We start from the raw sequence: 25,403 nt of genomic DNA on the forward strand, positions 1-25,403 counted from the left end.
GCGGGGGCGGCGGGCCGAGAGCGGGCTCGCGCGGCGACGCCGGACGGGGAACGCCGGGGAGCGAGTCGTCAGGGGGGCGAGTTGCGACATCAGCCGAGGGATCCCACCGTGCCGCGAGTCCGGCACAGGTAGCAGCACCCGGACCGTCGCGCTCCCGAACGGGCCGCCCCCGTGCGGGAGTTCCACAGCACCACCGCACCACGAACGCGAGGGGATCCAACCGGTGGAACCGGCAAACCACTTCACCGTCCTGCGGCGGTACTGGCGGCTGCTCGTCGGCTGCACGCTCGCCGCACTCGTCGTCGGCTGGCTGCTGACCCCGGCCGGTGACACGGTGGACAACGCCAAATGGAAGTGCAAGGTCGCCATCACGCCGGTCGCGGGGGCCGGCGACACCGTGCGGGCCGACCAGGTGCTCTCGTACGCGCAGGGCTCGGACGTCGCGACGGCGGCGGCCAAACAGCTCGGCATCGCCGACGCCGCCGCGGTGATCGCCCGCCGGACGGTGACGGCCGACAGCGCCCAGATGCTGTCGATAGCGACCACCGGGCCGACCCAGCAGTCCTGCTCCGACCTGGCGGCCGCCTACTCGGCCGCGATCATCAAGGGCTTCAGCGACGAGTCGGCCAAGAGCGCCGCCGAGACCATCAAGAGGCTCCAGTCGCAGGCCGACGCCCAGCAGAAGGCGCTGGACGACATCCAGCAGCAGTTCAACCACTCCTCGGCCGGCGACCAGCCCAAGCTCCAGCCCAAGCTGACCGCCGCGTCCACCTCGCTGACCGCGACGCTCACCGCGATCAGCAAGCTGCAGAACGGCGCCCAGACCGACGCCATCCAGCAGTGGGGCAGCATCGACGCCCGCCAGGGCACCAGCAACCTGCTCTCCTCCCCCACCCGCAGCGTCCGGCTCGGCCTGGCGGTGGCCCTCGGCCTCGCCCTGGGCGTCGTCGCGGCGCTGATGCTCAGCCGGATGGACACCCGGCTGCGCACCCGCAACGCGGTCGAGGAGGCGTTCAACCTGCCGGTGATCGGCGAGGTGCCGCAACTCTCCCGCCGGCTGAGGCGGTTGCGCGAACCGCTGGTGCGCGCCCGGCCGTCCGACCCGGCCGCCGAGGCGTACCGTTCGCTGCGTTCCACCCTGCTGCTCACCGGCCCGGACGCGCTCGCCCTGCCGGCCCACGGGCAGACCGGCCGGGAGCCGGCCGAAGGCGTCGCGCGCCGGCTCAGCCGACCGGCGCCGGTGGTCCTGGTCGCCTCCGGCAGCAGCGGCGACGGGCGGACCACCACGGTTTCCAACCTGGCCGCCGCGCTCGCCGAGACCGGGCGCGAAGTCCTGGTGCTGGACTGCGACTTCCGCCACCCGCAGCTTCACGCCCACCTCGGCGTGGGCGGCGGGCCGGGCATGGCCGAGCTGCTCAGCGGCGAACAGCTGGGCGAGCTCGACGAGTTGATCCGGCCGACCAACGTCGAGGGCGTCTCGCTGATCACCGGCGGCAACACCACCGCCTACCCGGCGGCGCTGGTGCTGCGGGCCGCCGAGGTGCTGCGCCGGGCCCGCCGGCACGCGGACGTGATCCTGGTCGACACCTCCCCACTGCTGCACGCCAATGACGCGTACGACCTGGTCCAGCACGCCGACGCGGTCCTGGTGACCGTGCGAAGCGGCAACGTGACACCGGAACAGGCGGACCGGGTGGCGGAGTTGCTCTCCCGGACGGGCGTGCCGGTGGCCGGCGTGGCACTGCTCGGCACCTACGGCCCGGCCGGGCGGCGGCGGCGCAGCACGGCGGGCGGCGGTCCGGTGGCGGTCGGCGGCCGCTCGGCGCAGACCGCCCTGCCGCGCGCGGCCGCTCCGACGACGGCACCGGCGCTGGAGCGGGCGCAGGAGCGCGGGGCCGAGCGGCCGGCGGAACGGTCGGCGCCCAGCTGGGCCCGGCGCGGCGCCGACGGCCACGGCGCCGACGGCCACGGCGCCGACGGCCACCGTGTCAACGGTCAGGGCGGTCAGCGCGGTCACATCGGCCAGGGCGGCAAGGGCGGGCACGCCGCCCAGGGCGGCCCGGACCCCAAGGGCGACGACGACCACGACGAGCCCGCCCTGCTGCGCGAGGCGGAGGAGCGGTGAGCGGGCCGACCAGGGTCCTCTGGCTGGCCAAGGGCCTCGGCCGCGGCGGCGCCGAACAGCTGCTGCTCAACTGCGCCCGCCACGCGGACCGTTCGCGCTACGAGATCGAGGTCGCGTACGTGCTGCCGTGGAAGGACGCCCTCGCCCCGGCACTCACCGCGGCCGGGGTGCGGGTGCACTGCCTCGGCGGCACACCGGGCACCCCCGGCCGGGCGGACCCGCGCTGGCCGCTGCGGCTGCGCCGGCTGCTCGCCGGCCGCCGCTACGGGCTGGTCCACACCCACATGCCGATCCCGGCCGCCGCCGCCCGGCTGCTGGCCCCCACCGCCGGGTCCCCGCGGCTGGTGCACACCGAGCACAACGTCTGGGAGCGTTACCGGCCGGCCACCCGCTGGGCCAACGCACTGACCTACCGGCGCAACGACGCGGTGATCGCCGTCTCGCACGCCGTCGAGCGGACCATCCCCGCCGAACGCCGACGCCCCGGCGACTGGGTGCACGTGGTGCACCACGGCCCCGACCTGGCCGGCGCCCCCGGCGGTCCGGCCGCCCGCGCCGCCGCGCGCACCGAACTCGGGCTGCCGAAGGACGCGTTCGTGGTCGGCACGGTCGGCAACCTCACCCCGAAGAAGGACCAGGCCACCCTGCTCGCGGCCCACGCCGCGCTGCGCCGCCGGCACCCGCAGGCCCGGCTGGTGCTGGTCGGCGCCGGCCCGCTGGACGGCCAACTCCGGTCCCGGGCCGCCGAACTGGGCGTCGCCGACAGCGTACTGTTCGCCGGTTCCCGCTCCGACGTGCCGCTGCTCCTGCCCGGGCTGGACGTGTTCACCCTCAGCTCCCGCCAGGAAGGCCTGCCGGTGGCCCTGATGGAGGCGATGACCACCGGCCTGCCGTCCGTCGTCACCCGGGTCGGCGGCATGCCGGAGGTGCTGGACGACGGCGGGCAGGGCCTGCTGGTGGAGCCCGGCGACCCGACCGCGCTGGCCGGGGCCCTGACCCGGCTGGCCGGCGACCCGGAGCTGCGGGACCGCCTCGGCGCGGCGGCTCGGGAGCGCGCGAAGCGCTTCGACGTGGCGGGCGCCCAGCGGGCCGTCGAGGCGGTGTACGAGCAGGTCCTGCGGCGCTGAACCCCCGACCACCGCCTCCTCCGGAGGCCCTACCACCGAATTGAGTGCGAGTCCGGACGTGAGCGCCCTCCCCTCCCCCGCCGAGCCGACTTTCCGCCCGCTCACGGACGCCGACCTCCCGGCGGTACTCGACCTGCTGACCGCCTCACTGGCCGGCGGCCCGACCGGCACCCGCACCGCCGAGTTCTTCACCTGGAAGCACCGGCAGAACCCCTTCGGCGCCAGCCCCGGCCTGCTCGCCGAGACCCCGGACGGGCGCCTCGCCGGCGTCCGGCTCTTCCTGCGCTGGCAGTGGCACGAGGGCGCCACCGGCCGTACGATCGCTGCCGTCCGGCCGGTGGACACCGCCACCCACCCGGACTTCCAGGGCCGCGGCATCTTCCGCCGGCTCACCCTGGACCTGCTCGAACAGGTCTCCGGCGAGACGGAGTTGGTGTTCAACACTCCGAACGGCAAGAGCCTGCCCGGCTACCGGACGATGGGCTGGCAGGAGCTCGGGGCAGTCCCGGTGGCGCTGCGGGCCGTGCGCCCGGCGGCGTTCGCCCGCGGCGTGCGCGCCGCACTGGACCGCCGTCCGGCCGGGCCGGCGGCGCCGGTCGCCTGCCAACTCCCCACCGCGGGAGACTGGTTCGATGCCCAGCCGGCCGACGGCCCGCTCGCCGAGCTGCTGCGCGAGCGGGCCGCGGCCGACGCGGCCGACCCCCGCCTGGCCGTGCGCCGCACCCCGGAGTTCCTGCACTGGCGCTACGGGCGGGCCCCGGGCCTGGACTACCGCGTCCTCACCGCCCACCGCGGCGGCGAACTGACCGGCCTCGCCCTCGGCCGGTCCCGCCGGCGCGGCCCGCTGGCCGAGTTCACCCTCGCCGACGTCCTGGTCCGCCCCGGCGACCGGGACAGCGCCGCCCGGCTGCTGCGCGCCGCCGCCCACGAGTCCGGCTGCGACCACGTCGCCACCCACCTCTCCCCCGGCACGGAGGCGGCCGCCGCCGCACTGCGCACCGGCTACCTGCGCGCACCGCGCACCGGCATGCGGCTGGCCGCCCGCACTCCGGCCGGCCGCACCGAACTGACCGTCGCCGACTGGCGGTTCACCCTCGGCGACCTGGAGGTCTTCTGATGCCCTGGCCGGCCCCGGCGGCCCGGGCCGCGCTGCACCCCGCGCGGGCCGCACTGACCCGCGTGCCCTGGCCCTCCACCGTCGCGGCCGCGCTGGTGACCGGCTACGTCACACTCTTCGTGCTCGCCATGGTGCACACCTCGTACGACACCTGGGGCGCCCTGCTGATCCTCCCGGCGCTGATGGCGATCGGTACCCCGATCCTCGCCCGGATCGCCGCCACCAACCCCGAGCGGGACGTGTTCCGCCTGCTGCTGCTGGCCATGACGGCCAAGCTGCTCTGCGCCTTCCCCCGCTACCTGATGGCGTTCGTGCTGTACGGCGGCGCGGCCGACGCCAAGATGTACCACCAGAAGGGCACCGAGCTCGCCGCCTACCTCGACCAGGCCGACCTGTTCGCCGGCGTCCACTACGACCTCGGGATGAAGGTCGCCGGGACCGGCTTCGTCATCATCGTCACCGGCGTCGTCTACGCGATCACCGGGCCGTCGCTGATCGGCGGGTTCCTCGTCTTCTCCTGGCTGGGGTTCTGGGGCCTGCTGCTGTTCTGGCGGGCGCTGCAGATCGCGTTCCCCGAGGCGGACACCCGCAAGTACGCCAAGCTGGTCTTCTTCCTGCCTTCGCTGCTGTTCTGGCCGTCCAGCATCGGCAAGGACGCCTGGATGATGTTCTGCCTGGGCCTGACCACCTACGGCACCGCCCGGCTGCTGGACCGCAGCTTCGGCGCCTTCGCCTGCATCGCGCTCGGCTCGCTCGGCACCGCGATGGTCCGCCCGCACGTCACCGCGCTCGCCGGGGCCGGGCTGATGGTCGCGTACGTGCTGCGCAAGCGCCCGCAGCAGGCGAGCGCGCTCGGGCCGCTTCGGACCATCCTGACCGCGGTGGTGCTGGGCGCGATGGCGGTGCTGATGCTCCAGCAGGTCTCCACCTTCTTCGGCACCGACGGCACCGGCGGCGACGCCGTCAACCAGGTGCTCTCGGAGACGTCGCGGCGCACCAGCCAGGGCAACTCCATGATCAGCGCGACCGCGCCCGAGGACGCCGCGCCCAGGTTCAGCCTCAATCCGGCGGGGCTGCCGGTCGCCGTGGTCAGCGTGCTCTTCCGGCCGTTCCCGTTCGAGGCGTCCAACATCCAGAACCTGATCCAGTCGGTGGAGTGCTTCGCGCTGCTGGTGATGTTCATCCGCAGCTGGCCGCGGCTGAGCCGCCTGCCCCGGCTGTTCGTGCAGCGCTCGTACCTCGCCTTCACCGCCGTCTACACACTGCTGTTCTGCTGGGCCTTCTCGACCATCAACAACATGGGCATCCTGTCGCGCGAGCGCGTCCAGGTGCTGCCGCTGGTGCTGGTGCTGCTGGTCGTCCCGGCGGCCACCCCCGCCCGCGGGCCGGCCAAGCGCCGCTCGCCACCGGTCTGGCGGGTCGCGCCGGGGCAGTGGGGCGAGCGGCTGCGGCCGCCCGAGGTCCACCCCGTCGGCCGCGTCGGCGGTCCGGGCCGCCCGGAGGCGGCTGCGTCGTCCGGCTCGCCGCCTCCCTGCCCACCACCGCAGCCCTCGCCCCGGCCCCCCTCACAGTCCTCGACCCTGCCCTCGTCACAGCCCTCGCCCCGGTCACCGTCCGGGCCACCGTCGGCGGGCAGGCGCCCGTTCCCGCGCAACTCCGAGTCCCAGTCACCGTTCCAGGGGGGATCCACCGCGCCATGACCACCGACACCCTTGCCCTGCCCGCCGCCCTCGGCGGCACGCCCGCGTTCCCGGACGGACTCCCGCTCACCCGCGTGCGGGTCCCCGACCGTGCCGCGCTGCTGGAGCGGCTCGGCACCGTCCTCGACAGCGGGCAGCTGACCAACGGCCGCACCGTCGCCGAACTGGAGGAGACCGCCGCCGAGCTGCTGGACGTGCCGCACGTGGTGGCCGTCTCCAACTGCACCGCCGGCCTGATGCTGGTGCTCCAGGCCGCCGGTGTCGGGGGCGGGCGCCCGGTGGTGATGCCCGGCTTCACCTTCTCCGCCACCGCGCACGCCGCCCACTGGGCCGGCGGCACCCCGGTGTTCGCCGAGGCCCGCGAGCAGGACATCACTCTCGACCCCGAGGACGCGGCCGCCCGGCTCGCCGCCGCCGACCGCCCGGCCGCGCTGATGGCCACCCACGTCTACGGCACGCCCTGCCAGGTCGAACGGCTCCAGGAGGCCGCCGACGCGGCCGGCGTGCCGCTGGTCTACGACTCGGCGCACGGCTTCGGCAGTCGCCGCAAGGGTGTGCCGGTCGGCAACTTCGGCTACGCCGAGGTGTTCTCGATGAGCCCGACCAAGGTCGCGGTGGCCGGCGAGGGCGGCCTGGTCGCCACCCGCGACGCCGGCCTCGCCGGCCGGCTGCGCACCGCCCGCGACTACGGCAACCCCGGCGACTACGACACGCTCTTCCCCGGCCTGAATGCCCGGATGAGCGAACTGCACGCCGCCGTCGGCCTCAACTGGCTGGCCGGGCTGCCCGAACGGGTGGCCCATCGAGGCACTCTTGTGGCCGAGTTCGCCGCGGAGACTTCCGGCCTTCCGGGGCTGCGGCTGGCCCTGCCGGAGGAGGGCGACGTCTCCACCTTCAAGGACCTCACGCTGATCCTGGACGCCGCCGCCTTCGGGCTCACCGCGTCCCGACTCGCCGACGCCCTGAGGGCCGAGGGCATCGACTCGCGCCGCTACTTCCACCCGCCGGTGCAGCGCCAGCGCGCCTACGCCCACCTCGGCCAGGCCGAGGCCCTGCCGGTGACCGACCGGCTGGCCTCCGCGGTGCTCACCGTGCCGCTCTGGTCGCACATGGACGCACCCGTCGTCCGCCGGATCGCCGCGGCGGTGGCCCGGATCCAGCCGTACGCGGAGCGCCTGCGCACCACCTGACCGGCCGCCCGCCCGGTTAGGCGGATCGGGTGAACGCGGTTGGACCGCAGGCGCCCCCGGTCGGCAGGATGTCCGGCCGGGGCCCGCGGTCCCATCTCACGCTCCCCCGTACGGATTTGGAGTCACCCGGTGCTCAAGGGATTCCGCAGCTTCCTGCTGCGCGGAAACGTCGTCGACCTCGCGGTCGGCATCGTCATCGGCGCGGCCTTCACCGCCGTCGTCACCGGGTTCGTCACGGCCTTCCTCACCCCGCTCATCGGCGTCGCCACCGGCGCCGTCGGCGACTTCACCCAGAAGACCTTCGCGGTGGCCGGCACCGCCTTCCCGTACGGCGTGTTCGTGAACGCGCTGATCAGCTTCGTGCTGGTGGCCGCGGTGATCTACTTCATCGTGGTGGTGCCGGTCGGCAAGCTCCAGGCGAGGCTGGACGGCGCCAAGCCGGCACCGGTCGCCAAGGCGGACTGCCCGGAGTGCCTGAGCCCGATCCCGGCGGCGGCGGTGCGCTGCTCGTTCTGCACCTCCGAGGTGGCCGGCCGGCCGGGCTTCCCCGCCCAGGCGTCCCACCAGCAGCCGGCCCAGGCCCGCTGACGCCCGGGCCCACGGCCCACACGCCCACGGCCCGCACACCAGGGCCCGCACACCAGGGCCCACACATCCACGACACACCGGCCCGCGGCCGCGCAGGCTCGCTGACCTCGGGCTTCGTGCCCCTGGCCAGCCCTCACGGGAAATTTATTCCCGAAACATTCACGAGCCCCGGTCGGCCGCCCGACAGGGGCTCGAATGCGCCAGCGCACGCCCCGCCCGCAAAGGTTTCTCCGCCGGGACCCGAACCGTCCACTGCCCCGTCACCGCACCGGCCTTCGCGGGCCCCGTCCGAACTCCGTTCGAGGCCGCACCCCGGCCCGAACGTGGCCTGAACTCGCCGCCGGAATGTCCGTTCTTACTACTTTCGGAACCTTTGTGCGAGCGAAGACTGTGTAAACACTCGAACTGCTCGGCCTCCCACTCTCCTCAGCAGGCGCATTGTGGGCTTACCGTATGCCCCATGACCTCGCCCCGCTCCTACGACGGAGTCGGCTACCCCTCTCCGTCCTTCTCCTCCGGCACGCCCATCTACGACTCCCTCGTCGCAGAGCGCGGTGTCCCGCAGATCGCGCCCATCAACGTGCCGGCCGCCCTGCCGCCGGCACTGTCGTCCGGTTACGGATCCGGCCTCGGCCCGTCCTACGACAACCGGTACGGCGGTGGGTACGACACCCCCGGCAGCAACCTCCCCGCGCTGCCGCCCGCCCGCCTCGCCCTGGGCCCCGGCCCGAGCAGCGGTCCCTCCGCCGGCCCCGCCACGGCGTACATCCCGGCCCAGCCCGCACCGGCGTACGCCTCCGCGCCCCAGCCGCCCGTCCCCGGTTACGGAGGCCCGCAGCCGTACCTGTCCGGCCAGCGTCCGCAGGCTCCCGCCCCCGGCTTCTCGCAGGCCACCGGCGGCGGCTACCAGCCGTCCGGCGGCCAGAGCTTCGGCGGGCAGAACACCTTCGTCGGCGCCGGCCAGGGCGGCCCGCAGTCCTTCGGCGCGCAGCCGATGGGCGGCCCGGGGTCCTTCGGCGGCCAGCCGCAGCCCGCCGGCCAGCCGAACGGCGGCCCGCAGAGCTTCGGCGGCCAGCAGTCCTTCGCCGGCGCCGGCCCGGCCGGCGGCCCCGGCTTCCAGGGCCAGGGCGGGGACCAGGGCTTCGGCGGCGCCCAGCTGCGCCCGGCCGTCTCCCCTGTCGCGCCGGTCCGCCCGATGCAGCCACAGCGCCCGGGCGCGTACGGCGAGCCGGGCCAGTTCCAGCAGGGCTACCAGCCGCAGGGCCAGGGCTACTGACGCCCTCGGGCCGGCCCCACCCGGCCCGAACCCGCACCACCTGAGCACCACCCGGCGCCACCGCGCGCCGGGCGTACGGAGAAACGGGTCATCCACGGACCGCCCGGACCGCCCCCCACGGCGTCCGGGCGGTCCGTGCGCGTACGGGGGTGCCGCCGCAGCCCCGGCCACCGGGGGTGCCGGCGGTCCGGCGGGTGCTGGCAGGATGGGGGGATGCTGCTCACCGGACTCCACGTCTACCCTGTCAAGTCGATGTACCGCCTGAGCCCCGCGAGCGCCCGGGTCGAACCGTGGGGTCTGGTCGGCGACCGCCGCTGGATGCTGGCCGACGCCACCGGACGCTTCGTCAGCCAGCGCGAGAACGCCGCCCTCGGCCAGGTCCGCGCCGAGCTCACCGAGAACGGCACGCTCACCCTCACCGCCCCCGGCGGCTCCCGGATCGACGTCCCGGCTCCGGCCGTCGCGGCAGGCGCCCCGCTCGCCGAGGTCGAGGTCTGGGGCACCCGGTTCCGCGCCGCCGAGGCGGTCAAGGAGGCCCGCCTCTGGATCGCCGAGCACCTCGGCGACTACCGCCTGGTGCACCTGGACGACCCGCGGGCCCGCCCGGTCGACCCGCAGTTCTCCGCGCCCGGCGACACCGTCTCGATGGCCGACGGCTTCCCGCTGCTGCTCGCCACCACCGCCTCGCTGGAGAAGCTCAACGCGTTGATCGGCGAGGAGCACCCGGAGGGCCACGAGACCCTGCCGATGGAGCGGTTCCGCCCGAACGTGGTGGTCGGCGGTGCCGAGCCGTGGGCCGAGGACGGCTGGCGCCGGATCCGGATCGGCGGGCTGACCTTCAAGGTGGTCAAGCCGTGCGGCCGGTGCGTGGTCACCACCACCGACCAGGAGAGCGGCGAGCGGCGCGGCCCCGAGCCGCTGCGCACCCTGGCCCGGCACCACAAGCTGCTCAAGAAGGCGGCGTTCGGGCAGAACCTGATCCCCGAGCGCCCGGCCGGCACCGACGGCGACGTGCTCGGCACGCTCCGGGTCGGTGACGAGGTCGAGGTGCTGGAGGACGGCGCCCACTGGCCGGCGAACGAGCCGGTCTGAGCCTCCCGGCCGCCTCCTTCGTTCCCGTCCCGTCCGGAACCGGAACTGTGCGCGCTCGTTGAAGCATGTGGTGAAGACGAAACGGCCCCCGGCGCCTCTCTGCGCCGGGGGCCGGACCACCCCCGCGGGCGCGCTACGGTGGGCGGGCGGCCCGCGCACCCACGCGCACACGGCCCGTTGATCGCCGGCTCGACGAAGGTGGGGACGACAGACCGTCATGGCTGAGCACAGGGTCCGGGTCACCCAGGACAGCGCATCCCGCTGGCGGCGCCGCGCCGGCGAGTACGACACGCTCGCGGAGGCCCTCGCGGCCGCCGAGCCGGGCGACACGGTGACCGTCCGGCCCGGCACCTTCCGGGAGAACCTGGTGCTGGACAAGGCGGTCACCGTCGTCCCCGCGCAGGGCCCCGGCACGGTCCGGATCGACCCGCCGGGTGGCGTGCCCCTGACCGTCACCGCCGCCGCCATCGTCCGTGACCTGGTGATCGAGGGCAGCGACAGCTCCGTCCCGGCCGTGCTGGTCACCGGCCCGGAGGCGACTCCCTCGCTCAGCGGCTGCCGGGTGGAGACCCGCTCGGCCACCGGCGTCGAGGTCACCGGCGGCGCCCGGCCCACCCTGCGCGGCTGCGTGGTCACCAACCCGGCCGGTCTCGGCCTGCGGCTGCGCGGCGAGGGGACCGCGGCCGCCTTCGAGGACTGCGAGGTCGCCGCCGCTGGGCAGGCCGGACTGGCCGTCCTCGACGGCGCCACCGCCGCACTCGAACGCTGCCGGATCCACCACGCGGGCGGCGCCGGCGTGCTCCTGGCCGACCCGGGCAGCGCCGCCGAGCTGACCGGCTGCGAGATCTACGAGATCCGGGGCAGCGGCGTGCAGGCCGAGGCGCAGGCCGGCGGGCGGCTGGTCGACTGCGAGATCCACCGGGTCACCGGCAACGGCGTGACCCTGGACAGCGAGGCCGAGTTGGTGCTGACCGGCTGCCGGGTGCACGACCTTCCGGAGAACGGCGCCGACCTGCGTGGCCGGGCCCGGCTCAGCCTGGTCAACAGCACCGTGCGGGACTTCGGGCGCGGTGCGCTCTCGGTCTGGGACCAGGGCACCGAGGCCACCGCCGAGTCCAGCGAGATCCACGGATCGTCCGGCGAGTACCCGGCGCTCTGGGTCAGCGACGGCGCCCGGCTCACCCTCACCGACTGCTCGCTGCACGACCTGCCGGACGCACTCTTCGTCCTGGACCGCGACTCCACCGCCACCGCCGAGGGCTGCTCGTTCAGCCGGATCCGCAGCTCCGCGGTCTCGGTCAGCGGCGGCGCCGGGGTGACGCTCACCCGCTGCCGGGTCCAGGAGGCCGGCACCGGGCTCTGGTTCCGCGACCACGGCAGCGGCGGGCTGCTCACCGACTGCGAGATCTCCGACGTGGCCACCGGCGTCATCGTCACCAAGGGCGCCGACCCGGTGGTGCGCGACTGCACCGTCCGGGCCAGCTCGGACGCCGGTGTGTACGTCTCGGCACAGGGCCGCGGCACCTTCGAGGACTGCCGGGTCTCGCACGGCAAGGGCTTCGGCTTCCACATCATCGACGGCTGCCGCACCGTCCTGACCCGCTGCCGGGCGGAGCAGAACGAGCGGGCCGGTTTCGAGTTCTCCGAGCCCGGGCCGGTGGTGGAGGCCTGCACCTCGGACGACGTCGCGCCGGCCGCGCCCGGGCCCGAGCTGCCCGCCCCACGGACCGCCCAACTCGCGGCACCGGCTCCTCCGTTGACCGCACTGGTGGCTCCCGCCCCGGCGTCGGCACCGGCATCGGCGGCGATCGGGCCGATTCCGGACTGCCGGCCCGCCGATGAAGCGCTCGCCGAACTCGACGCGCTGGTGGGCCTGGCCACGGTCAAGCAGGAGGTGCGGACGCTGATCGACCTGATCTCGGTCGGCCGGCGCCGCCGGCAGGCCGGGCTCAAGGCCCCCTCGCTCCGCCGCCATCTGGTCTTCACCGGCGCCCCCGGCACCGGCAAGACCACCGTGGCCCGGCTCTACGGCGAAATCCTCGCCTCACTTGGGGTGTTGCAGCGCGGCCACCTGGTCGAGGTGGCCCGCGTCGACCTGGTCGGCGAGCACATCGGCTCCACCGCGATCCGCACCGCCGCCGCCTTCGACCGGGCCCGCGGCGGGGTGCTCTTCATCGACGAGGCGTACGCGCTGGCCCCCGAGGACGGCGCCCGCGACTTCGGCCGCGAGGCGATCGACACCCTGGTCAAGCTGATGGAGGACCACCGGGACGAGGTGGTCGTCATCGTGGCCGGCTACACCGCCGAGATGGAACGCTTCCTCTCCGCCAACCCCGGTGTCTCGTCCCGGTTCTCACGGACCATCACCTTCTCCGACTACAGCGCGGACGAGCTGCTGGAGATCGCCCGCGCCCAGTGCGCCGAGCACGAGTACGCGCTGGCCGAGGCCACCGAGGGCGCGCTGCTCGACCACTTCGCCGGCCTGGAGCGCGGCCCCAACTTCGGCAACGGGCGCACGGCCCGGCAGGTCTTCGAGACGATGGTCGAGCGGCACGCGATGCGGGTCGCCCACCTGGAGGACCCGTCCACCGAGGAGCTCCAGCTGCTCGTCCCCGGCGACCTCCCGGGCGCCCGGCTCCCCTGACCGGCTGCCCCGAGCGGCCGCCCTGACCGGCTGCCCCGAGCGGCCGCCCTGACCGACTGCCCCGACCGGCTCGGCATGGCACCGTCCGGCTCGGCGTGGCCCCGGCCACCTCGGCGTGGCACCGACCGGCGAGGAACTCCCCTCCACCCACCGGGCGTTGAACCGGAATGAGCATGCTTCTCACCGGCGCGGCGGGCGGGCTACTGCTGCCGGCCGCCCTGGTCGTGGTGTTCTTCCTCGGCGCGGTCGCCCGCCGGCTGCTCGCCCGGCCGGGGGCGGAGGGCGCGCATCCGGGATCGCGCGCGGGTCGGGCCGGCGCGGGAGCGACCGCCACCGAGGAGCTGCACGCGCTGCTCTACCCGGGCAAGCGTGTGCAGCTGGAGCAGCGGCGGATCGAGCTTGTCCTGCGGGACGACGAGCACGACGGCGCGCCGAAGCGGACCGGCATCGACCTCGCGGGCGGCAGGGCGGTGCTCCGCCGCACGGGCAGGCAGGGCGCCTGACCAGCGGAGCGGCACCTGACAAGCGGCAGAGGAGACATCTGCCATCTGTTCTCCGCCCACAGTGCCTCTGTCAGCGGCGTCCCGTCACCCCCGACGGGCTGCACCACCCAGCATCCGCTCCACCAGCAGCGCCAGCCGCTGCTCCGCGAAGTCCGGGCGCAGCCGGCCGCTCCGGGCGAGGGTGACGACGCCGTGGAGGGCCGCCCAGACCATCTCGGCGAAGGGCTCCGGATCCTCGGCGCCGGCCACCTCGGCGATCGGCCCGACGAGCGCGGCGAAGGCCTCCTTCAGCGGGGCGGGCGAGCCCGGCTCCCCGAACGGCAGGTCCGTCGCGAGGGTGAACATCGCGTCGTAGAGCGCCGGATTGGCAGCCGCGAACGTGAGGTAGGTGTCGGCCACGGCGCCGAAGGCCTCGGCCGGCCCGTCGGCCTCCCGTACGGCGGCCCGCAGGTCGGCGGCCAGCGCGGAGAAGCCCTCCAGTGCGACGGCCGCCACGATCGCGTCCTTGTTGGCGAAGTGGCTGTAGAGCACGGGCTGGCTGTACTCGATCCGCTCGGCGAGCCGACGGGTCGTCACCGCCTCCCAGTCCTCGCCCTCGGCAAGTTCGCGGGCGGTTCGGATGATCAGCTGATGCCGCTCGGCGCGTTCGCGCTCGCGGCGCTCCCGGATTGACATGGGGCGAATCCTAGCAGCGCTAGACAAGGGAGCGTCGATAGAGCTAGCCTCGTTTCAGTTCCTAGCGGCGCTAGCAAGCAGTGCGGCGCAGGCTTCCGGTTCGCATCAAGGGGGATCCACCATGTCCGGCACCACCACCGTCGCCCCGGCCGCCACCACCGCGGCCTCCACCGGCACCGCCACCGGCACCCGCCCCGTGCGCGCTACCCGCACCGCCCGCACCGCCCGCGAGAGGACCGCCACCGTCCTGGCCGTCCTGCTCGCCCTCGGCATCGGATACGTCGGCGTCAGCTACCTGTTCGCCCCCGAGACCACCGTCACCGGCTTCGGCCTGCCCGAGTGGCCGCACGGCGGGGCCGCCGCGTTCTTCGACGTCAAGGGAATCCGCGACCTCGCCTCGGGCATCGCCCTCCTGGCCCTGCTCGCCACCGGCCACCGCCGCGCCCTGGGCATGCTCCTGCTGGTCGACGCGCTCGTCCCGCTGTGCGACGCACTGAACGTGCTGAGCCACCACGGCCCGGCGGCGGCCGCCTACGGCATCCACGGCGCCACGGCCGTCCTCGTCGCGCTGACCGGCGCCCTGTTCCTCACCGAGCGTCGGCCCGGCGCCTGACCCGAGCGGGCCGTGGCCGGCGTCAGCCCGACCAGGCGCCGCCGGCCAGGAAGGACTCCAGGCCGGCCCGGTACGGCGCGATGTCGATCCGCTCGCCGGCCAGCCAGTCGTCCGAGTAGTACTTGTCGAGGTAGCGGTCACCCGGGTCGCAGATCAGGGTGACCACGCTGCCGCGCTCCCCCGCCGCCCGCATCTGCGCGACGATCTTCAGCGCTCCCCACAGGCCCGTCCCGGTGGAGGCGCCGGCCTTCTTGCCGAGCACGTCCTCCAGCACCCGCACGGCGGCGATCGACGCGGCGTCCGGGACCTTCATCATCCGGTCGATCGCCCCGGGCACGAAGCTCGGCTCCATCCGGGGCCGGCCGATCCCCTCGATCCGGGAGCCGCTGTCGCAGAGCGCCTCCGGGTCGTGCTGGACCCAGCCGTCGAAGAAACAGGAGTTCTCCGGGTCGGCGACACAGATCCGGGTGTCGTACTGCATGTAGTGGACGTACCGGGCGATGGTCGCCGAGGTGCCGCCCGTCCCGGCGGTGGCGACGATCCAGGCTGGTTCGGGGTGCGGCTCCAGGCGCAGCTGGGCGAAGACCGACTCGGCGATGTTGTTGTTTCCGCGCCAGTCGGTGGCCCGCTCCGCGTAGGTGAACTGGTCCATGTAGTGGCCGCCGGTCTCTTCGGCGAGCCGGGCGGACGCCTCGTACACCTCGTCCGAGCGCTCCACCAGGTGGCACTCGCCGCCGTGGAACTGGATCAGGTCGATCTTGGCCTGGCTGGTGGACTTGGCCATCACCGCGACGAACGGCACGCCGATGAGCTGCGCGAAGTACGCCTCGGAGACGGCGGTGGAGCCACTGGACGCCTCGATCACCGGCTTGCCGGGGCGGATCCAGCCGTTGCAGAGCCCGTACAGGAAGAGCGAACGGGCCAGCCGGTGCTTGAGCGAGCCGGTGGGGTGGGTGGACTCGTCCTTGAGGTAGAGGTCGATGCCCCAGTCGGCGGGGAGCGGGAAGCGCAGCAGGTGGGTGTCGGCGGAGCGGTTGGCGTCGGCGTGGACCTTGCGCACCGCCTCCTTGAGCCAGCTGCGGTAGGCCGCGTCGGAGCGGTCGACGTCGTCGGTCCGCGCGCTGCTCGTCCGCTCGGCGCTCAGCTGGCTTCCCATGGTTGCTCTCCTCGCTCGACCCCCCATATTGCTCACTACGAGTGTACGAGAGTCACGATAAGTAGCCGTTTTCGTAGCCCCAGCTTCCGCTTATCTCCCTGCCGGCCCTCGCCCCGCCGCCCACCGCCGCCGAACCGCGGAGCCGCCGAGCCGCAGAGCCGCCGAGCCGCAGAGCGGCCACACCACGCCCCGCCCCGGTCGCCTCCGTGGAGGCGGGCTACACCCCCGCCGCCACCGACTGCGGGTCCGCCAGGTACGGCCGCCAGGCGAGTTCCGCCGCACCGGCCAGCGCGCCGTGCGCCAGCTCCGCGCCGAGGATCGGCACCCGGCCGCTGCGCCCCCAGAGGCAGCGCTCGGCGACCACCGCGCGCAGCCGCTCGGGGGCGGCCTCCAGCAGGTCGAGGTGGAGCCCGCTGAGCACCACCCGGTCGGGGTTGAGGATGTTGGCGACGCCGGCCAGCCCGAGGCCGAGCCGGTCGATGACGTGCTCGACGGCGGCCCGGGCGCGCTCGTCGGTGGCAGCGGCTCGGCAGAGTTCGCGGGCCTGGTCGAGCAGCGGCCGGTCCGGGTCGGGGGTGAGCCCGGCGGCGGCGAACAGGGCGTCCGGGTCGGTCTCGGAGTTGAGGCAGCCCCGGTTGCCGCACTGGCAGGGCCGGCCCTGCGGGTCGACGGTCAGGTGGCCGACCTCCAGCGCGAGCCCGGCGCTGCCGGTGTGCAGCCGGCCGTCGATGACCAGCGCGCCGCCGACGCCGCGGTGGCCGGAGGTGACCAGCAGCAGGTGGCGGGCGCCGCGGCCGGCGCCGTGCCGGTACTCGGCGAGCGCGCCCAGGTTGGCGTCGTTGGCGATGGCCGTGGGCAGCGGGTCGAGCGCGCGCGGACCGTTGTCGGCGCGGCCGACCTCGACGTCGTACAGGTCGGCGACGGGCGTGCCGCTGGGCCAGGCGAAGTGCAGGGCGGCGAGCGCGGTGCCGTCGGGCTCGGTGACCGGGTTGGGCAGCGCGAGAGCGGCGCCGAGGCAGCGGCGGCTGCTGTTGCGGGCCAGTTCGGCACCGGCCTCGGCGACGGCGCGCAGCATCCGGACGGGGTCGGTGGCGGCGGGCAGCGGCTGGTGGACCGGCGGTTCCAGCAGTCCGCCGAGCCCGGCGAGGGTGACGCTCAGCCCGTCGGCGTGGATCTGCCCGGCGATGACGACCGGGCCCTCGGGGTCGACGGCCAGCCGGTGCGAGGGGCGTCCGCGTCCGCCGCCGGCCGGGCGGGAGTCGACGGTGATCAGGCCGAGCGCCTCCAGCTCCGCGGTGACGGCGCCGGCGGTGGCCCGGGTGACGTCCAGCGCGCGGGTGAGGGCCGAGCGGGTCGGGGTCTGGCCGGTGTGGATGAGCGCGAGCGCGGGGCCGAGCAGCGTCCGGCCGCGATCGGGGGCGGCGCGGCGGTGGGCTTCGCGCTGCGCGTCGTGGTCGGCCTCAGCGCCGGGCCGCGGTCCTGAGGGCTTCGGACTCGAGGGCTTCGGACTTGAAGGAGTGAGCTGCACGCCCCTATTGTTACTTTGTGCCGCTCCGAAACAAAATCCAAGACCATGCCCGCACCGACCGGCCGTCCCCCAAGTCTCGCAGCACGCCCGCCCTCTCCGACACCCCCCGGGACGCCGACGGCTCCCCACGGGGCGCCACCGACGGCTCCTGGGGTGCCGCGCGCCTGGCGCTCACCGCCTTCTTCGCCGTCGACGGCTTTCTCTTCGCCGCCTGGGTCGTCCGCATCCCGGACATCCGCAGCCAGGTCAGCGCCTCGCACAGTGCACTCGGGCTCGCCCTGCTCTGCGTCTCGGCCGGCGCCGTCGCCACCATGCCCCTGGTCGGCCGGCTCTGCCTCCGGTACGGCTCCCGGCCGGTCACCGTCGGCTCGCTCGCCCTGCTCAGCCTCGCCGTCCCGCTGCCCGCGCACGCCCACTCGGTGGCGGCACTCGGCGGCGTCCTGCTGCTGTTCGGCGCGGGGTACGGCGGGGCCAACGTCGCCATGAACAGCGCCGCCGTCGACCTGGTGGCGCAGCTGCGACGCCCGGTGATGCCCAGCTTCCACGCCGGGTACAGCCTCGGCGGCCTGCTCGGCGCGGGCGTCGGCGGCCTCCTCGCGACCACCCTCACCACCGCCTGGGCACTCGCCCTGGGCGGCCTGCTCGGGCTCGCCGTCACCGTGGCCGCGGGTGTCGTCCTGCTCCGCGGCCCGGCCGCACCGGTGATCGCCCCCGGCCGCGCCCCGGCCCCGTCGGCCTCCTCCGACGCGCCGGACAACCGCCTGCCGCACGCCCGGCTGCTCGTGCTGCTGCTCGGACTCACCGCCCTCTGCACCGCCTACGGCGAGGGCGCCATCGCCGACTGGACCACCCTGCACCTCACCGACGACGTCCACGCCAGTGCCGGCACGGCCGCCGCCGGGTACGCCGCCTACGCCTTCGCGATGACCAGCGGGCGGGTCGCCGGCACCTGGCTCTCCATCCGCTTCGGCCAGACCCGGCTGATGCTCCTCGGCGGACTCACCGCCGCGGCCGGCATGCTGCTCGCCGCGCTCGCCCCCTCGGTGCCGCTCGCCCTCACCGGCTTCGTCCTGGTCGGCCTCGGCCTGGCCAACCTCTTCCCGCTCGCCATCGCCCAGGCCGGCGCCACCGGCGGCCCGCAGGGCGTCGCCCTCGCCTCCACCCTCGGCTACGGCGGCATGCTGATCGGCCCGCCGGTGATCGGCTTCCTCGCCGACGCCGTGGGCCTGCCGCTCGCCCTCACCACCGTCGCGGTGACCGCCGCGCTGGCGGCCTTCCTCCCCCTCACCGTCCGCACCCGCCGCTGACACAGCGCGCGGCGCCGCTCCCGGCACGGCCGCCGACGCCCCTCACCACCGGCCCCATGGAGCGTCACCCGTACCTGGCACGGTGGACGGAGCCCTGTACCGCCTGACCTGCGGCGAAGACGGCCTCCGCTGGCACCACGCCGACCTCGCCGCGCTGCCGCGCTTCCCCCTCGTGTTGGAGATCCTGCGGGAGAGCCGGGTCGAGGTCGTCCTGCTCTGACCTCTCCCCCGGCCCCGTGGCAGGATGCCGCCATGACGACCAGCGGGCGGATCCAGGTACTGCGGGCGGGCGAGCGCCCGGCGACGGCGTGGCTCAACGGGGGCGGGGTGACCAGGGAGGTCGCCGGCTTCCCGGCCGGGGCCGGGCTGGACGCCTTCGACTGGCGGGTGAGCCTCGCGGACGTCGCCTCCGCCGGACCGTTCTCGGTGTTCCCTGGGATCGACCGGGTGATCACGCTGGTCGACGGCCCGGGGATGGCGCTGACCGTCGACGGCGACGAGCACAGCGTCGACGCCCCGTTCCGCCCGTTCGCGTTCTCCGGCGACGCGGCCACCGACTGCCGTCTGCTCGGCGGCCCGGTGGTGGACTTCAACGTGATGACCCGCCGCGGCCGCACCACCGCCGGCCTCGCCCTGGTCACCGCGCCCGGGCCGGTGGCGGTCCCGGCCGGCGCCACCTCCCTCGTGCTCTGCCTCGTCGGCACCGCCGCCCTCGCGGACGGCACCGCCCTCGACCGCTTCGACGCCGCCCTGCTGGACGGGCCGGGCACGTACGAGCTGCGGCCGGACGGCGTGACCGCCGTGGTCACCTTCCGCACGGCCACCCCCTGAAACGCCGCTGCACAGGACGTCGGACCTGCCGACTTCCTGTGCAGCGAACTCCGCGGACACAGGTGACTCCGCGGACACAGCGAACGCGAGGGCCTCAGTCAACGCGGCGCACGCGACGAAGGCACCGAACGAGACGAACGCGAGCGACGCGGCGGCTGGGGATCAGCCGCAGAACGCCGGTGTCGCGTGCGCCGGGTCGAGCGCGTTGGCGACCAGGTGCAGCGCGGTCGGCGAGAAGGCGATCGCCACATGCTCGGCGAGCGAGACCGGGCAGCTGTCCTGGAGGACCACGTTGTCCACATTCGGACCGCTGAGGAACTGGGTGCGGTACGGCGTGACCACCTCGTCGTACACGGTCGAGATCACCGTGTAGCGAACGCCCGGCACGGTGTCCGGCACCGAGGCCATCTTCTGGTTGAACGCGGAGCCCACCGCCTGGTCCCGGCAGGCGTTGCAGGCGGTGTAGATCAGGTCGGCGGCCCCGGGGAAGTACGGTGCCAGCTTGGTGATGCCGTCGAGCGTGGTCCCGTGGTTGGACGGCGCCAGGCCGACGACCTTGTCGACCTCGGCCGCGCCCCCGAGGAACTTCAGGTAGTAGTTCGGGAGCATGCCGCCCTGCGAGTGGCCGACGAGGTCGACCTTGGCCGCGCCGGTCGCCGCACGCACCAGGTCGACGAAGCGGCCGAGTTGGGCCGCCGACCGGTCGGCCGGACCGAGCCCGCCGATCGGCAGCAGCAGGCCGCTGCCGGACGAGGTGACGCCCGGCACCGTGCCGTAGTCCAGGGCGAAGACGCAGTAGCCCTTGCTCTTGAGCAGCGGTGAGAGGGCGAGCCAGTTCTCGTACCGGTTGGCGAAGGTGCCGTGCACCAGGACCACCGGGTCGGGGTGCGCGGCCGTCGGCTTGCAGGACCAGTCATTGGCGCCCGGCGGCGAGGCCACCGTGTCACCGTCCGGCGGTAGTTGGGCCGAGGAGGGCTGTGCCTCCGGGAGCTGGACCGACGGGGCGGACGCGGTGGGGGTCGCGTCCGTCCCGGCAGCCGCGTACGCGGCACCGGCCTGCCCGCCCGCGAGCAGCGCACCGGCCAACAGGGCCGGGCCGAGGGTGCCGAGCAGCCTGCGGCGGACCGGTCTTGCGGAGAAGCGGAGAAGTGGGGTTCCCAACTGTTGCCTCCACAGCGGAAGTTTGTTACCAACAGGTAACCCGAGTGCCTCCATCATGCGGTCGCCCCTCCGACCCGGCCCTTGGGTGTCCCCCAGACCTGGACGGTGTTTTCTGTGACCAGTCACAATTCACCCGCTTGCGCACCCGGTTGGCGGATCCCGGTGATCGGTGGAGTGCCCGCCGACCAACGGCTGCTCGGCGCCGTGCCGGAGTTGGTCGAGACCGTCATCGCCGCCCTGCTGGAACGCGTACCGACCTACCGCCGGCTGCCGCGCGAACAGGTCACCGGCGAACTCGCCCAGGTCACCGAGCGCCGGATCCGCGCCCTCGCCCAGGCCGTCCGCACGGGACTGCCCGCGCCCGAGGCCGAGTTCGCCGCCGTCCGGGAGGCCGCCGCCCGCCGGGCGGAGGAGGGGCTGCCACTCGACGCCGTCCTGCTCGCCCACCACCTCGGCATGGAGGTCTGCTGGGAGCTGGTCACCCGGCAGGCCGGGGACGGCGACGCCGCCGACCTGCTCGTCCTCAACCGGCTGCTGCTCGACCAGCTCCGCCAGGCCACCTCCGCCGCCGGCGCCGGCTACGTCGAGGAGCACCGCGGCCTCGCCGACGAACGGCACGCCACCCGGCACGCCCTGCTCACCGCGCTGCTCGACGGCGCCCCCGCCGACGAGGCCGCCGCCCGCGCCGGCCTCCGGCTCCCGCCCGCGTACGCCGTGCTCTGCCTCGCCGTCGCCGACCACCCCGACGAACGGGCGCCCGGCGTCGACCGGACGGTGGCCGGCCACCGCAAACTCCGCCGGCTCCGCGCCGAACTCGACCACCGCACCCGGCAGTCGGCGCTCACCTCGCTCACCGTCTCCGGCGGTGTGGCACTCGTCCCGCTCGACCACCGGCCGGACGCCGTCCCCGTCACCACCTGGCAGCAGCTCGCCGACACGGTCCACCGGGCGGCCCGCACGGCAGGCGCCGCCGTCCAGGCCGGCGTCGCGGCGGCCACCCCCGCCGGCGTCCCGGGCGCGGCCGCGCTCGCCCACGAGGTGCTGGAGGTCGCGCAGGCCTTCGGCCGCCCGCCCGGGCTGCACCGGCTCGACGACGTCCTGCTGGAGTACCAGCTCAGCCGGCCCAGCCACGCCCGGTCCGGACTCGCCTCCCTGATCGAGCCGTTGGCGGGCTCCGGCGACCTGCTCGCCACCCTCCGCACCCACCTGGCCGGCGGCCTCAACCGCCGTCACACGGCCCGCGCCCTCCATCTGCACCCGAACACCGTCGACTACCGGCTGCGCCGCATCGCCGTCCTCACCGGCCTCGACCCCACCCGCCCCGCCGACCTCCTGCGCATCACCGCCGCCATCGCCGCCCACGACGCCGAGCGCACCCAGGAGCCGGCCTGACGCCGGCACCGGCACCGGCACGGCACAGGCGGGCAGAGAACGGGGTGCGGACCCGAGGGCGGAGCTGTCGCCTCCGCCCGCGAGCAGCCGCCCGCGAGCCGACCGCGGCCCGCAGGGCCCGGCAGCGGCTCGTCCCGGCGCGCCGAGCCCCGCAGCGACCCGCCCGCCCCGGGCAGCTCAGGAACCCGACGGGCCCCTCTCACGCCCCCGACTCGCCCGGCAGCCTCAAGTCCCAGCCCGCCAGCGCCCGCAGCTGCTCGGCGGTGATGTCGTCGGCGAGCGGGTCGGGCGGGTCGTGGCGGAACGGCGGCTGCCACCCCTCCTCGGCGGTCCAGCGGCGGACGATCTTCGCGGGCGCACCGGCGACGACGCTGTGGTCGGGCACCTCACCGCGGACCACCGAGCCGGCCGCGACCACCACGTTGCGGCCGAGCCGGGCACCGGGGAGGATCACCGCGCCGGTGCCGATCCAGCTGCCGGCGCCGATCTCGACGGGCTCGTTGCGCGGCCACTGCTTGCCGATCGGCAGGTCGGTGGCGCGGTACTCGTGCGCCTGGTCGGATATGTAGACGCCGGGGCCGGTCCAGACGTCGTCGCCGAGGACGATCGACTGGTGGCCGACGATGTGGCTGTCGCGGCCGATCACGCAGCCGCCGCCGATCCGGATGATCGGCTCGGGCCCGAGGTCGAGTCCGGGCAGGAAGCCGGCGCTGATGGTGACGCGCTCGCCGATGATCGAGAACGGGCCGATGGTGATCCACTGCTCGTTGAACACCGCGCCCAGCGGGAAGGTCAGCTTCGTCCCCGCGCCCAGTTCGCCGAACCGGTACGGCCCGGGGCTCTCGCTGGACACCGCACCGGCCCGCTGCACCCACTGCCAGCCCCGGTGAACGAGGCGGCCGGCGGCGCGGCGGCCGCCGGACCGGACGGCGGAGAACAGGGAACGGGTGATCGACATGCGGCCACGTTACCGGTCCGTAGGACGCCGTCACCGGGCAGGCGGCCAACATCACACCCGGCTCGGAACCCCGTCCGAAATCCGCCGACGGGTGCCACGCTCGTGCGCCACGGAGATCACCGAGCACATCACCTCGCCGCGCCGCACGCCCCCCTCAGCGGGCCCAGGGCGCCGGCCGCTTCTCCAGGAAGGCCCGCATGCCCTGCTGCGCCTCGTCCGAGCCGAACAGCCTGGCCGACAGCTCGACCAGCTCGTCGGCATCCCGCTCGAAGGAACGCACCACCTCGGCGTTGGCCAGCCGCTTGGACTGCGCGAGGCCCTGCGGCGAGCCGAGCCGCAGCGCGTCCAGCAGTGACTTGAGCGCGGTGCCGGTGGACTCCGTGGAGTCCGTCGCCTCGGTGATCAGGCCGATCCGGGCGGCCTCGGCGGCGTCGAAGACCTCGCCGGTCAGGTAGTACCGGGAGGCGGCGCGCGGGTCCAGCTTGGGGCGCAGCGGCAGCGAGATGACGGCCGGCGCGAGGCCCAGCCGGACTTCGGTGAACGCGAAGGTGGCGGCCGGCCCGGCCAGTGCGAGGTCGGCGGCGCCGACCAGCCCGAGGCCGCCGGCCCGGACGTGCCCGTCGATCACGGCGATCACCGGCTTCGCGCAGTCGACGATGGCCCGCTGGAGGTCGACCAGGCCGCGCGGGCCGACGGTCGGGTCCGCGCCGGTCGCCTCGGAGAGGTCCGCGCCCGCGCAGAACACCTTGCCGGTGTGGCCGAGCACCACGGCGCGGACCTCCGGGTCGGCCGCGGCGGCGGTCAGGCCGGCGGTCAGTTCGGCCATCAGCCGGGTGGAGAGCGCGTTGCGGTTGTGCGGCGAGTCGAGGGTGAGGGTGGTGACGGCGTCGGTGGTGGTGACGCGGACGAAGGGCACTTCGCGGGTCATCGGTGCGGGCCTGCTTTCCGGCTGAGGGTGGGTCGGATTGCCGTGGCGCCGGTCCTCCCGGGACGGCGCCCGGACGACTCTGACATGCCCACCCGCCGCTCGGCCAGAGCCACCCGCCGCGAGACCCGTCACCCCTTCGTGCCGAAAACCGGTGGTCGGCCCGCGGCCGGACACGGCAGCATCGGTGCCCATGACCTCCGACGCCGTCCTGCTGCTCGCTCCCCGGATCAACGACACCGGGCTCCAACTGCGCACCGCCGCCGGCCGCCGCGGCCTGCGCGCGCACACCGCGACGGCCTGGCGCGCCCCGGCGGAGCTGCTCGGCGCGTCCGTGCACGTCTACGGCGGCCCGCTGTTCGGCGATGCGGTCGGCGGCGCGTTCGGCCTGGGCCTGCTGCAGCCGCCGGACGACTGGCCGGCCCTCCTGCCGCGGGAGCTGACCGGCCGGCCGCTCTCCCTCACCACGCTGGCCGAGGCCCGCCGGCTGCGCCGCCCGATGTTTCTCAAGCCGCCGGGTGACAAGCTGTTCCCGGCCAAGGTCTACCCGGACGGCTCCGGCCTGCCCGGCCCGGACGCGCTGGACGACGACACCCCGGTGCTGGCCAGCGAGGTGGTCCGGTTCCTCCGCGAGTACCGCCTGTTCGTCCTGGACGGCGAGGTGCGCACCGCCTCACGCTACGCCGTGGACGGTGACCTCGACGTCGCGCCGCTCGACGAGGACCGGTACCGCGCCGAGGTGACCGCCTTCGCCGCGGACGTGCTGGCCGCCTCGGCCGGGACGCTGCCGAGCGCCGTCGTGATCGACGTCGGTCCGCTGGACGGCGGCCGCTGGGCGGTGGTCGAGGCCAACGCGGCCTGGGCGAGCGGCGGTTACGCATGCACCCCGACCTCCGTGCTGGACGTGGTGCTGCGGGCCGGCGGCCCGGCCGCCGGCCTCCCCGCGGCCGACCGTCCGTACTGCCGCGAGCTGCCCGAGGTGGTCCACTGACCGGCCGGACGGCGAAAGGCGCTGGTGCGGTGATCATTCGTCGGCCACGATGGGGGCCATGAGCTCCCGCACCCCGCACCTCACCCACATCACCGAGCCGCCCGGGGTCGCCCCCGGCACCGGCTACACCCAGGTCGTCACCGGCACCGGCCGCCTGGTCGCCGTCTCCGGCCAGGTCGCGTTCGACGAGCAGCGGCAGCTGGTCGGGGCCGGCGACCCGAAGGCGCAGGCGCGGCAGGTCTTCGAGAACCTGAGCCGCTGCCTGGCCGCCGCCGGTGCCGGCTTCGCCGACGTCGTCAAGCTCACCTACTTCGTCACCGACATGGCGTTCATGCCCGCCGTACGCGAGGCGCGGGACGAGCACTTCGGCTCCACGCCGCTCCCCGCCAGCTCGGCGATGCAGGTCGCCGCGCTGTTCCTGCCTGAGGTGCTGATCGAGATCGAGGCGCTCGCCCTGGTCCCCGGCCAGTCCTGACAGGCCAGGCGGCTGTCCGTCGGCCCCGC

Annotated in this window: 23 protein-coding genes; 17 read left to right on the forward strand and 6 right to left on the reverse strand. The window is 74.9% G+C overall.

Annotated features, from left to right (window positions below):
- The first annotated feature begins 223 nt into the window (after positions 1–223).
- From OG286_RS07825 to OG286_RS07870, 10 genes are all read left to right on the forward strand, one after another.
- Positions 224–2,125 carry a tyrosine-protein kinase family protein gene (locus tag OG286_RS07825; RefSeq protein ID WP_396324836.1) on the forward strand — a complete coding sequence of 634 codons (1,902 nt, stop codon included), beginning with the start codon at positions 224–226 and terminating at the stop codon, positions 2,123–2,125.
- Positions 2,122–3,252 (forward strand): glycosyltransferase, encoded by a 1,131-nt coding sequence (locus OG286_RS07830; protein ID WP_396324835.1) that lies wholly within the window; start codon positions 2,122–2,124, stop codon positions 3,250–3,252. The genes OG286_RS07825 and OG286_RS07830 overlap by 4 nt, the downstream gene beginning before the upstream one ends.
- A gap of 58 nt (positions 3,253–3,310) precedes the next feature.
- Positions 3,311–4,369: a GNAT family N-acetyltransferase gene (locus tag OG286_RS07835; RefSeq protein ID WP_405362569.1), complete on the forward strand. Its 1,059-nt coding sequence runs from the start codon at positions 3,311–3,313 to the stop codon at positions 4,367–4,369.
- A complete protein-coding gene (locus tag OG286_RS07840; RefSeq protein WP_405364922.1) occupies positions 4,369–6,069 on the forward strand; it encodes a hypothetical protein in 1,701 nt (566 codons plus the stop codon). The genes OG286_RS07835 and OG286_RS07840 overlap by 1 nt, the downstream gene beginning before the upstream one ends.
- On the forward strand, positions 6,066–7,259 hold the full coding sequence (locus tag OG286_RS07845; protein WP_396324832.1) for a DegT/DnrJ/EryC1/StrS family aminotransferase: 1,194 nt from the start codon (positions 6,066–6,068) through the stop codon (positions 7,257–7,259). The genes OG286_RS07840 and OG286_RS07845 overlap by 4 nt, the downstream gene beginning before the upstream one ends.
- A gap of 129 nt (positions 7,260–7,388) precedes the next feature.
- Positions 7,389–7,847, forward strand: a complete 459-nt coding sequence (gene mscL, locus OG286_RS07850) for a large conductance mechanosensitive channel protein MscL (protein WP_396324831.1) — start codon at positions 7,389–7,391, stop codon at positions 7,845–7,847.
- Between the two features lie 460 nt (positions 7,848–8,307).
- Positions 8,308–9,123 carry a DUF6643 family protein gene (locus tag OG286_RS07855; RefSeq protein WP_396324830.1) on the forward strand — a complete coding sequence of 272 codons (816 nt, stop codon included), beginning with the start codon at positions 8,308–8,310 and terminating at the stop codon, positions 9,121–9,123.
- A gap of 213 nt (positions 9,124–9,336) precedes the next feature.
- Complete coding sequence (locus tag OG286_RS07860) at positions 9,337–10,215, forward strand: MOSC domain-containing protein (protein WP_396324829.1); 879 nt, start codon at positions 9,337–9,339, stop codon at positions 10,213–10,215.
- Positions 10,216–10,432: 217 nt separating this feature from the next.
- Positions 10,433–12,859 carry a right-handed parallel beta-helix repeat-containing protein gene (locus tag OG286_RS07865; RefSeq protein WP_396324827.1) on the forward strand — a complete coding sequence of 809 codons (2,427 nt, stop codon included), beginning with the start codon at positions 10,433–10,435 and terminating at the stop codon, positions 12,857–12,859.
- 167 nt (positions 12,860–13,026) lie between these two features.
- Entirely contained in the window at positions 13,027–13,362 is a 336-nt protein-coding gene (locus OG286_RS07870; RefSeq protein WP_396324826.1) for a DUF6191 domain-containing protein, read from the forward strand.
- Positions 13,363–13,446: 84 nt separating this feature from the next.
- Here OG286_RS07870 and OG286_RS07875 read toward each other — a convergent pair whose 3' ends face one another.
- Positions 13,447–14,037, reverse strand: a complete 591-nt coding sequence (locus OG286_RS07875) for a TetR/AcrR family transcriptional regulator (RefSeq protein ID WP_405364924.1) — start codon at positions 14,035–14,037, stop codon at positions 13,447–13,449.
- Between the two features lie 121 nt (positions 14,038–14,158).
- Between OG286_RS07875 and OG286_RS07880 the strand changes: the two genes are divergently transcribed.
- Complete coding sequence (locus OG286_RS07880) at positions 14,159–14,650, forward strand: DUF4267 domain-containing protein (protein WP_405364926.1); 492 nt, start codon at positions 14,159–14,161, stop codon at positions 14,648–14,650.
- Between the two features lie 22 nt (positions 14,651–14,672).
- Here OG286_RS07880 and OG286_RS07885 read toward each other — a convergent pair whose 3' ends face one another.
- Positions 14,673–15,806: a PLP-dependent cysteine synthase family protein gene (locus OG286_RS07885; RefSeq protein ID WP_396324823.1), complete on the reverse strand. Its 1,134-nt coding sequence runs from the start codon at positions 15,804–15,806 to the stop codon at positions 14,673–14,675.
- 217 nt (positions 15,807–16,023) lie between these two features.
- The gene (locus OG286_RS07890) at positions 16,024–17,205 is read right to left on the reverse strand and encodes an ROK family protein (protein ID WP_396324896.1); all 1,182 of its coding nucleotides are present in this window, start codon (positions 17,203–17,205) and stop codon (positions 16,024–16,026) included.
- A 146-nt stretch (positions 17,206–17,351) separates the two neighbouring features.
- Between OG286_RS07890 and OG286_RS07895 the strand changes: the two genes are divergently transcribed.
- The 3 genes from OG286_RS07895 (at position 17,352) to OG286_RS07905 (ending at position 19,472) form a co-directional block, all read left to right on the forward strand.
- A complete protein-coding gene (locus OG286_RS07895; RefSeq protein ID WP_396324822.1) occupies positions 17,352–18,641 on the forward strand; it encodes an MFS transporter in 1,290 nt (429 codons plus the stop codon).
- 82 nt (positions 18,642–18,723) lie between these two features.
- Positions 18,724–18,861, forward strand: coding sequence for a hypothetical protein (locus tag OG286_RS07900; protein WP_405364928.1), 138 nt, complete (start codon positions 18,724–18,726; stop codon positions 18,859–18,861).
- 32 nt (positions 18,862–18,893) lie between these two features.
- Positions 18,894–19,472, forward strand: a complete 579-nt coding sequence (locus tag OG286_RS07905; RefSeq protein WP_405364930.1) for a HutD family protein — start codon at positions 18,894–18,896, stop codon at positions 19,470–19,472.
- A gap of 162 nt (positions 19,473–19,634) precedes the next feature.
- On the opposite strand, the gene OG286_RS07910 is transcribed toward OG286_RS07905, so the two are convergent.
- Complete coding sequence (locus OG286_RS07910; protein WP_396324895.1) at positions 19,635–20,546, reverse strand: esterase/lipase family protein; 912 nt, start codon at positions 20,544–20,546, stop codon at positions 19,635–19,637.
- A 261-nt stretch (positions 20,547–20,807) separates the two neighbouring features.
- Between OG286_RS07910 and OG286_RS07915 the strand changes: the two genes are divergently transcribed.
- The gene (locus OG286_RS07915; RefSeq protein ID WP_396324819.1) at positions 20,808–22,025 is read left to right on the forward strand and encodes a PucR family transcriptional regulator; all 1,218 of its coding nucleotides are present in this window, start codon (positions 20,808–20,810) and stop codon (positions 22,023–22,025) included.
- A gap of 199 nt (positions 22,026–22,224) precedes the next feature.
- On the opposite strand, the gene OG286_RS07920 is transcribed toward OG286_RS07915, so the two are convergent.
- Both OG286_RS07920 and OG286_RS07925 read right to left on the reverse strand, forming a co-directional pair.
- Positions 22,225–22,983 carry an acyltransferase gene (locus tag OG286_RS07920; protein WP_396324817.1) on the reverse strand — a complete coding sequence of 253 codons (759 nt, stop codon included), beginning with the start codon at positions 22,981–22,983 and terminating at the stop codon, positions 22,225–22,227.
- 154 nt (positions 22,984–23,137) lie between these two features.
- Positions 23,138–23,911: an enoyl-CoA hydratase family protein gene (locus OG286_RS07925; RefSeq protein ID WP_405362559.1), complete on the reverse strand. Its 774-nt coding sequence runs from the start codon at positions 23,909–23,911 to the stop codon at positions 23,138–23,140.
- A gap of 190 nt (positions 23,912–24,101) precedes the next feature.
- Here OG286_RS07925 and OG286_RS07930 point away from each other — a divergent pair, with 190 nt between their 5' ends.
- Both OG286_RS07930 and OG286_RS07935 read left to right on the forward strand, forming a co-directional pair.
- A complete protein-coding gene (locus OG286_RS07930; protein WP_405364932.1) occupies positions 24,102–24,899 on the forward strand; it encodes an ATP-grasp domain-containing protein in 798 nt (265 codons plus the stop codon).
- Positions 24,900–24,957: 58 nt separating this feature from the next.
- A complete protein-coding gene (locus OG286_RS07935) occupies positions 24,958–25,374 on the forward strand; it encodes a RidA family protein (protein WP_396324814.1) in 417 nt (138 codons plus the stop codon).
- Positions 25,375–25,403 lie beyond the last annotated feature (29 nt).

The sequence above is a fragment of the Kitasatospora sp. NBC_00039 genome (assembly GCF_045160625.1).
In the GTDB taxonomy this organism is placed as follows: domain Bacteria; phylum Actinomycetota; class Actinomycetes; order Streptomycetales; family Streptomycetaceae; genus Kitasatospora.

What these genes read in the sequence shown, in the direction of transcription:
- OG286_RS07840 (WP_405364922.1), top strand. Translation starts at nt 4,369, where the DNA reads ATGCCCTGGCCGGCCCCGGCGGCCCGGGCCGCGCTGCACCCCGCGCGG.
- OG286_RS07845 (WP_396324832.1), top strand. Translation starts at nt 6,066, where the DNA reads ATGACCACCGACACCCTTGCCCTGCCCGCCGCCCTCGGCGGCACGCCC.
- OG286_RS07855 (WP_396324830.1), top strand. Translation starts at nt 8,308, where the DNA reads ATGACCTCGCCCCGCTCCTACGACGGAGTCGGCTACCCCTCTCCGTCC.
- OG286_RS07860 (WP_396324829.1), top strand. Translation starts at nt 9,337, where the DNA reads ATGCTGCTCACCGGACTCCACGTCTACCCTGTCAAGTCGATGTACCGC.
- OG286_RS07865 (WP_396324827.1), top strand. Translation starts at nt 10,433, where the DNA reads ATGGCTGAGCACAGGGTCCGGGTCACCCAGGACAGCGCATCCCGCTGG.
- OG286_RS07870 (WP_396324826.1), top strand. Translation starts at nt 13,027, where the DNA reads ATGAGCATGCTTCTCACCGGCGCGGCGGGCGGGCTACTGCTGCCGGCC.
- OG286_RS07875 (WP_405364924.1), bottom strand. Translation starts at nt 14,037, where the DNA reads ATGTCAATCCGGGAGCGCCGCGAGCGCGAACGCGCCGAGCGGCATCAG.
- OG286_RS07880 (WP_405364926.1), top strand. Translation starts at nt 14,159, where the DNA reads ATGTCCGGCACCACCACCGTCGCCCCGGCCGCCACCACCGCGGCCTCC.
- OG286_RS07885 (WP_396324823.1), bottom strand. Translation starts at nt 15,806, where the DNA reads ATGGGAAGCCAGCTGAGCGCCGAGCGGACGAGCAGCGCGCGGACCGAC.
- OG286_RS07905 (WP_405364930.1), top strand. Translation starts at nt 18,894, where the DNA reads ATGACGACCAGCGGGCGGATCCAGGTACTGCGGGCGGGCGAGCGCCCG.
- OG286_RS07920 (WP_396324817.1), bottom strand. Translation starts at nt 22,983, where the DNA reads ATGTCGATCACCCGTTCCCTGTTCTCCGCCGTCCGGTCCGGCGGCCGC.
- OG286_RS07925 (WP_405362559.1), bottom strand. Translation starts at nt 23,911, where the DNA reads ATGACCCGCGAAGTGCCCTTCGTCCGCGTCACCACCACCGACGCCGTC.
- OG286_RS07930 (WP_405364932.1), top strand. Translation starts at nt 24,102, where the DNA reads ATGACCTCCGACGCCGTCCTGCTGCTCGCTCCCCGGATCAACGACACC.
- OG286_RS07935 (WP_396324814.1), top strand. Translation starts at nt 24,958, where the DNA reads ATGAGCTCCCGCACCCCGCACCTCACCCACATCACCGAGCCGCCCGGG.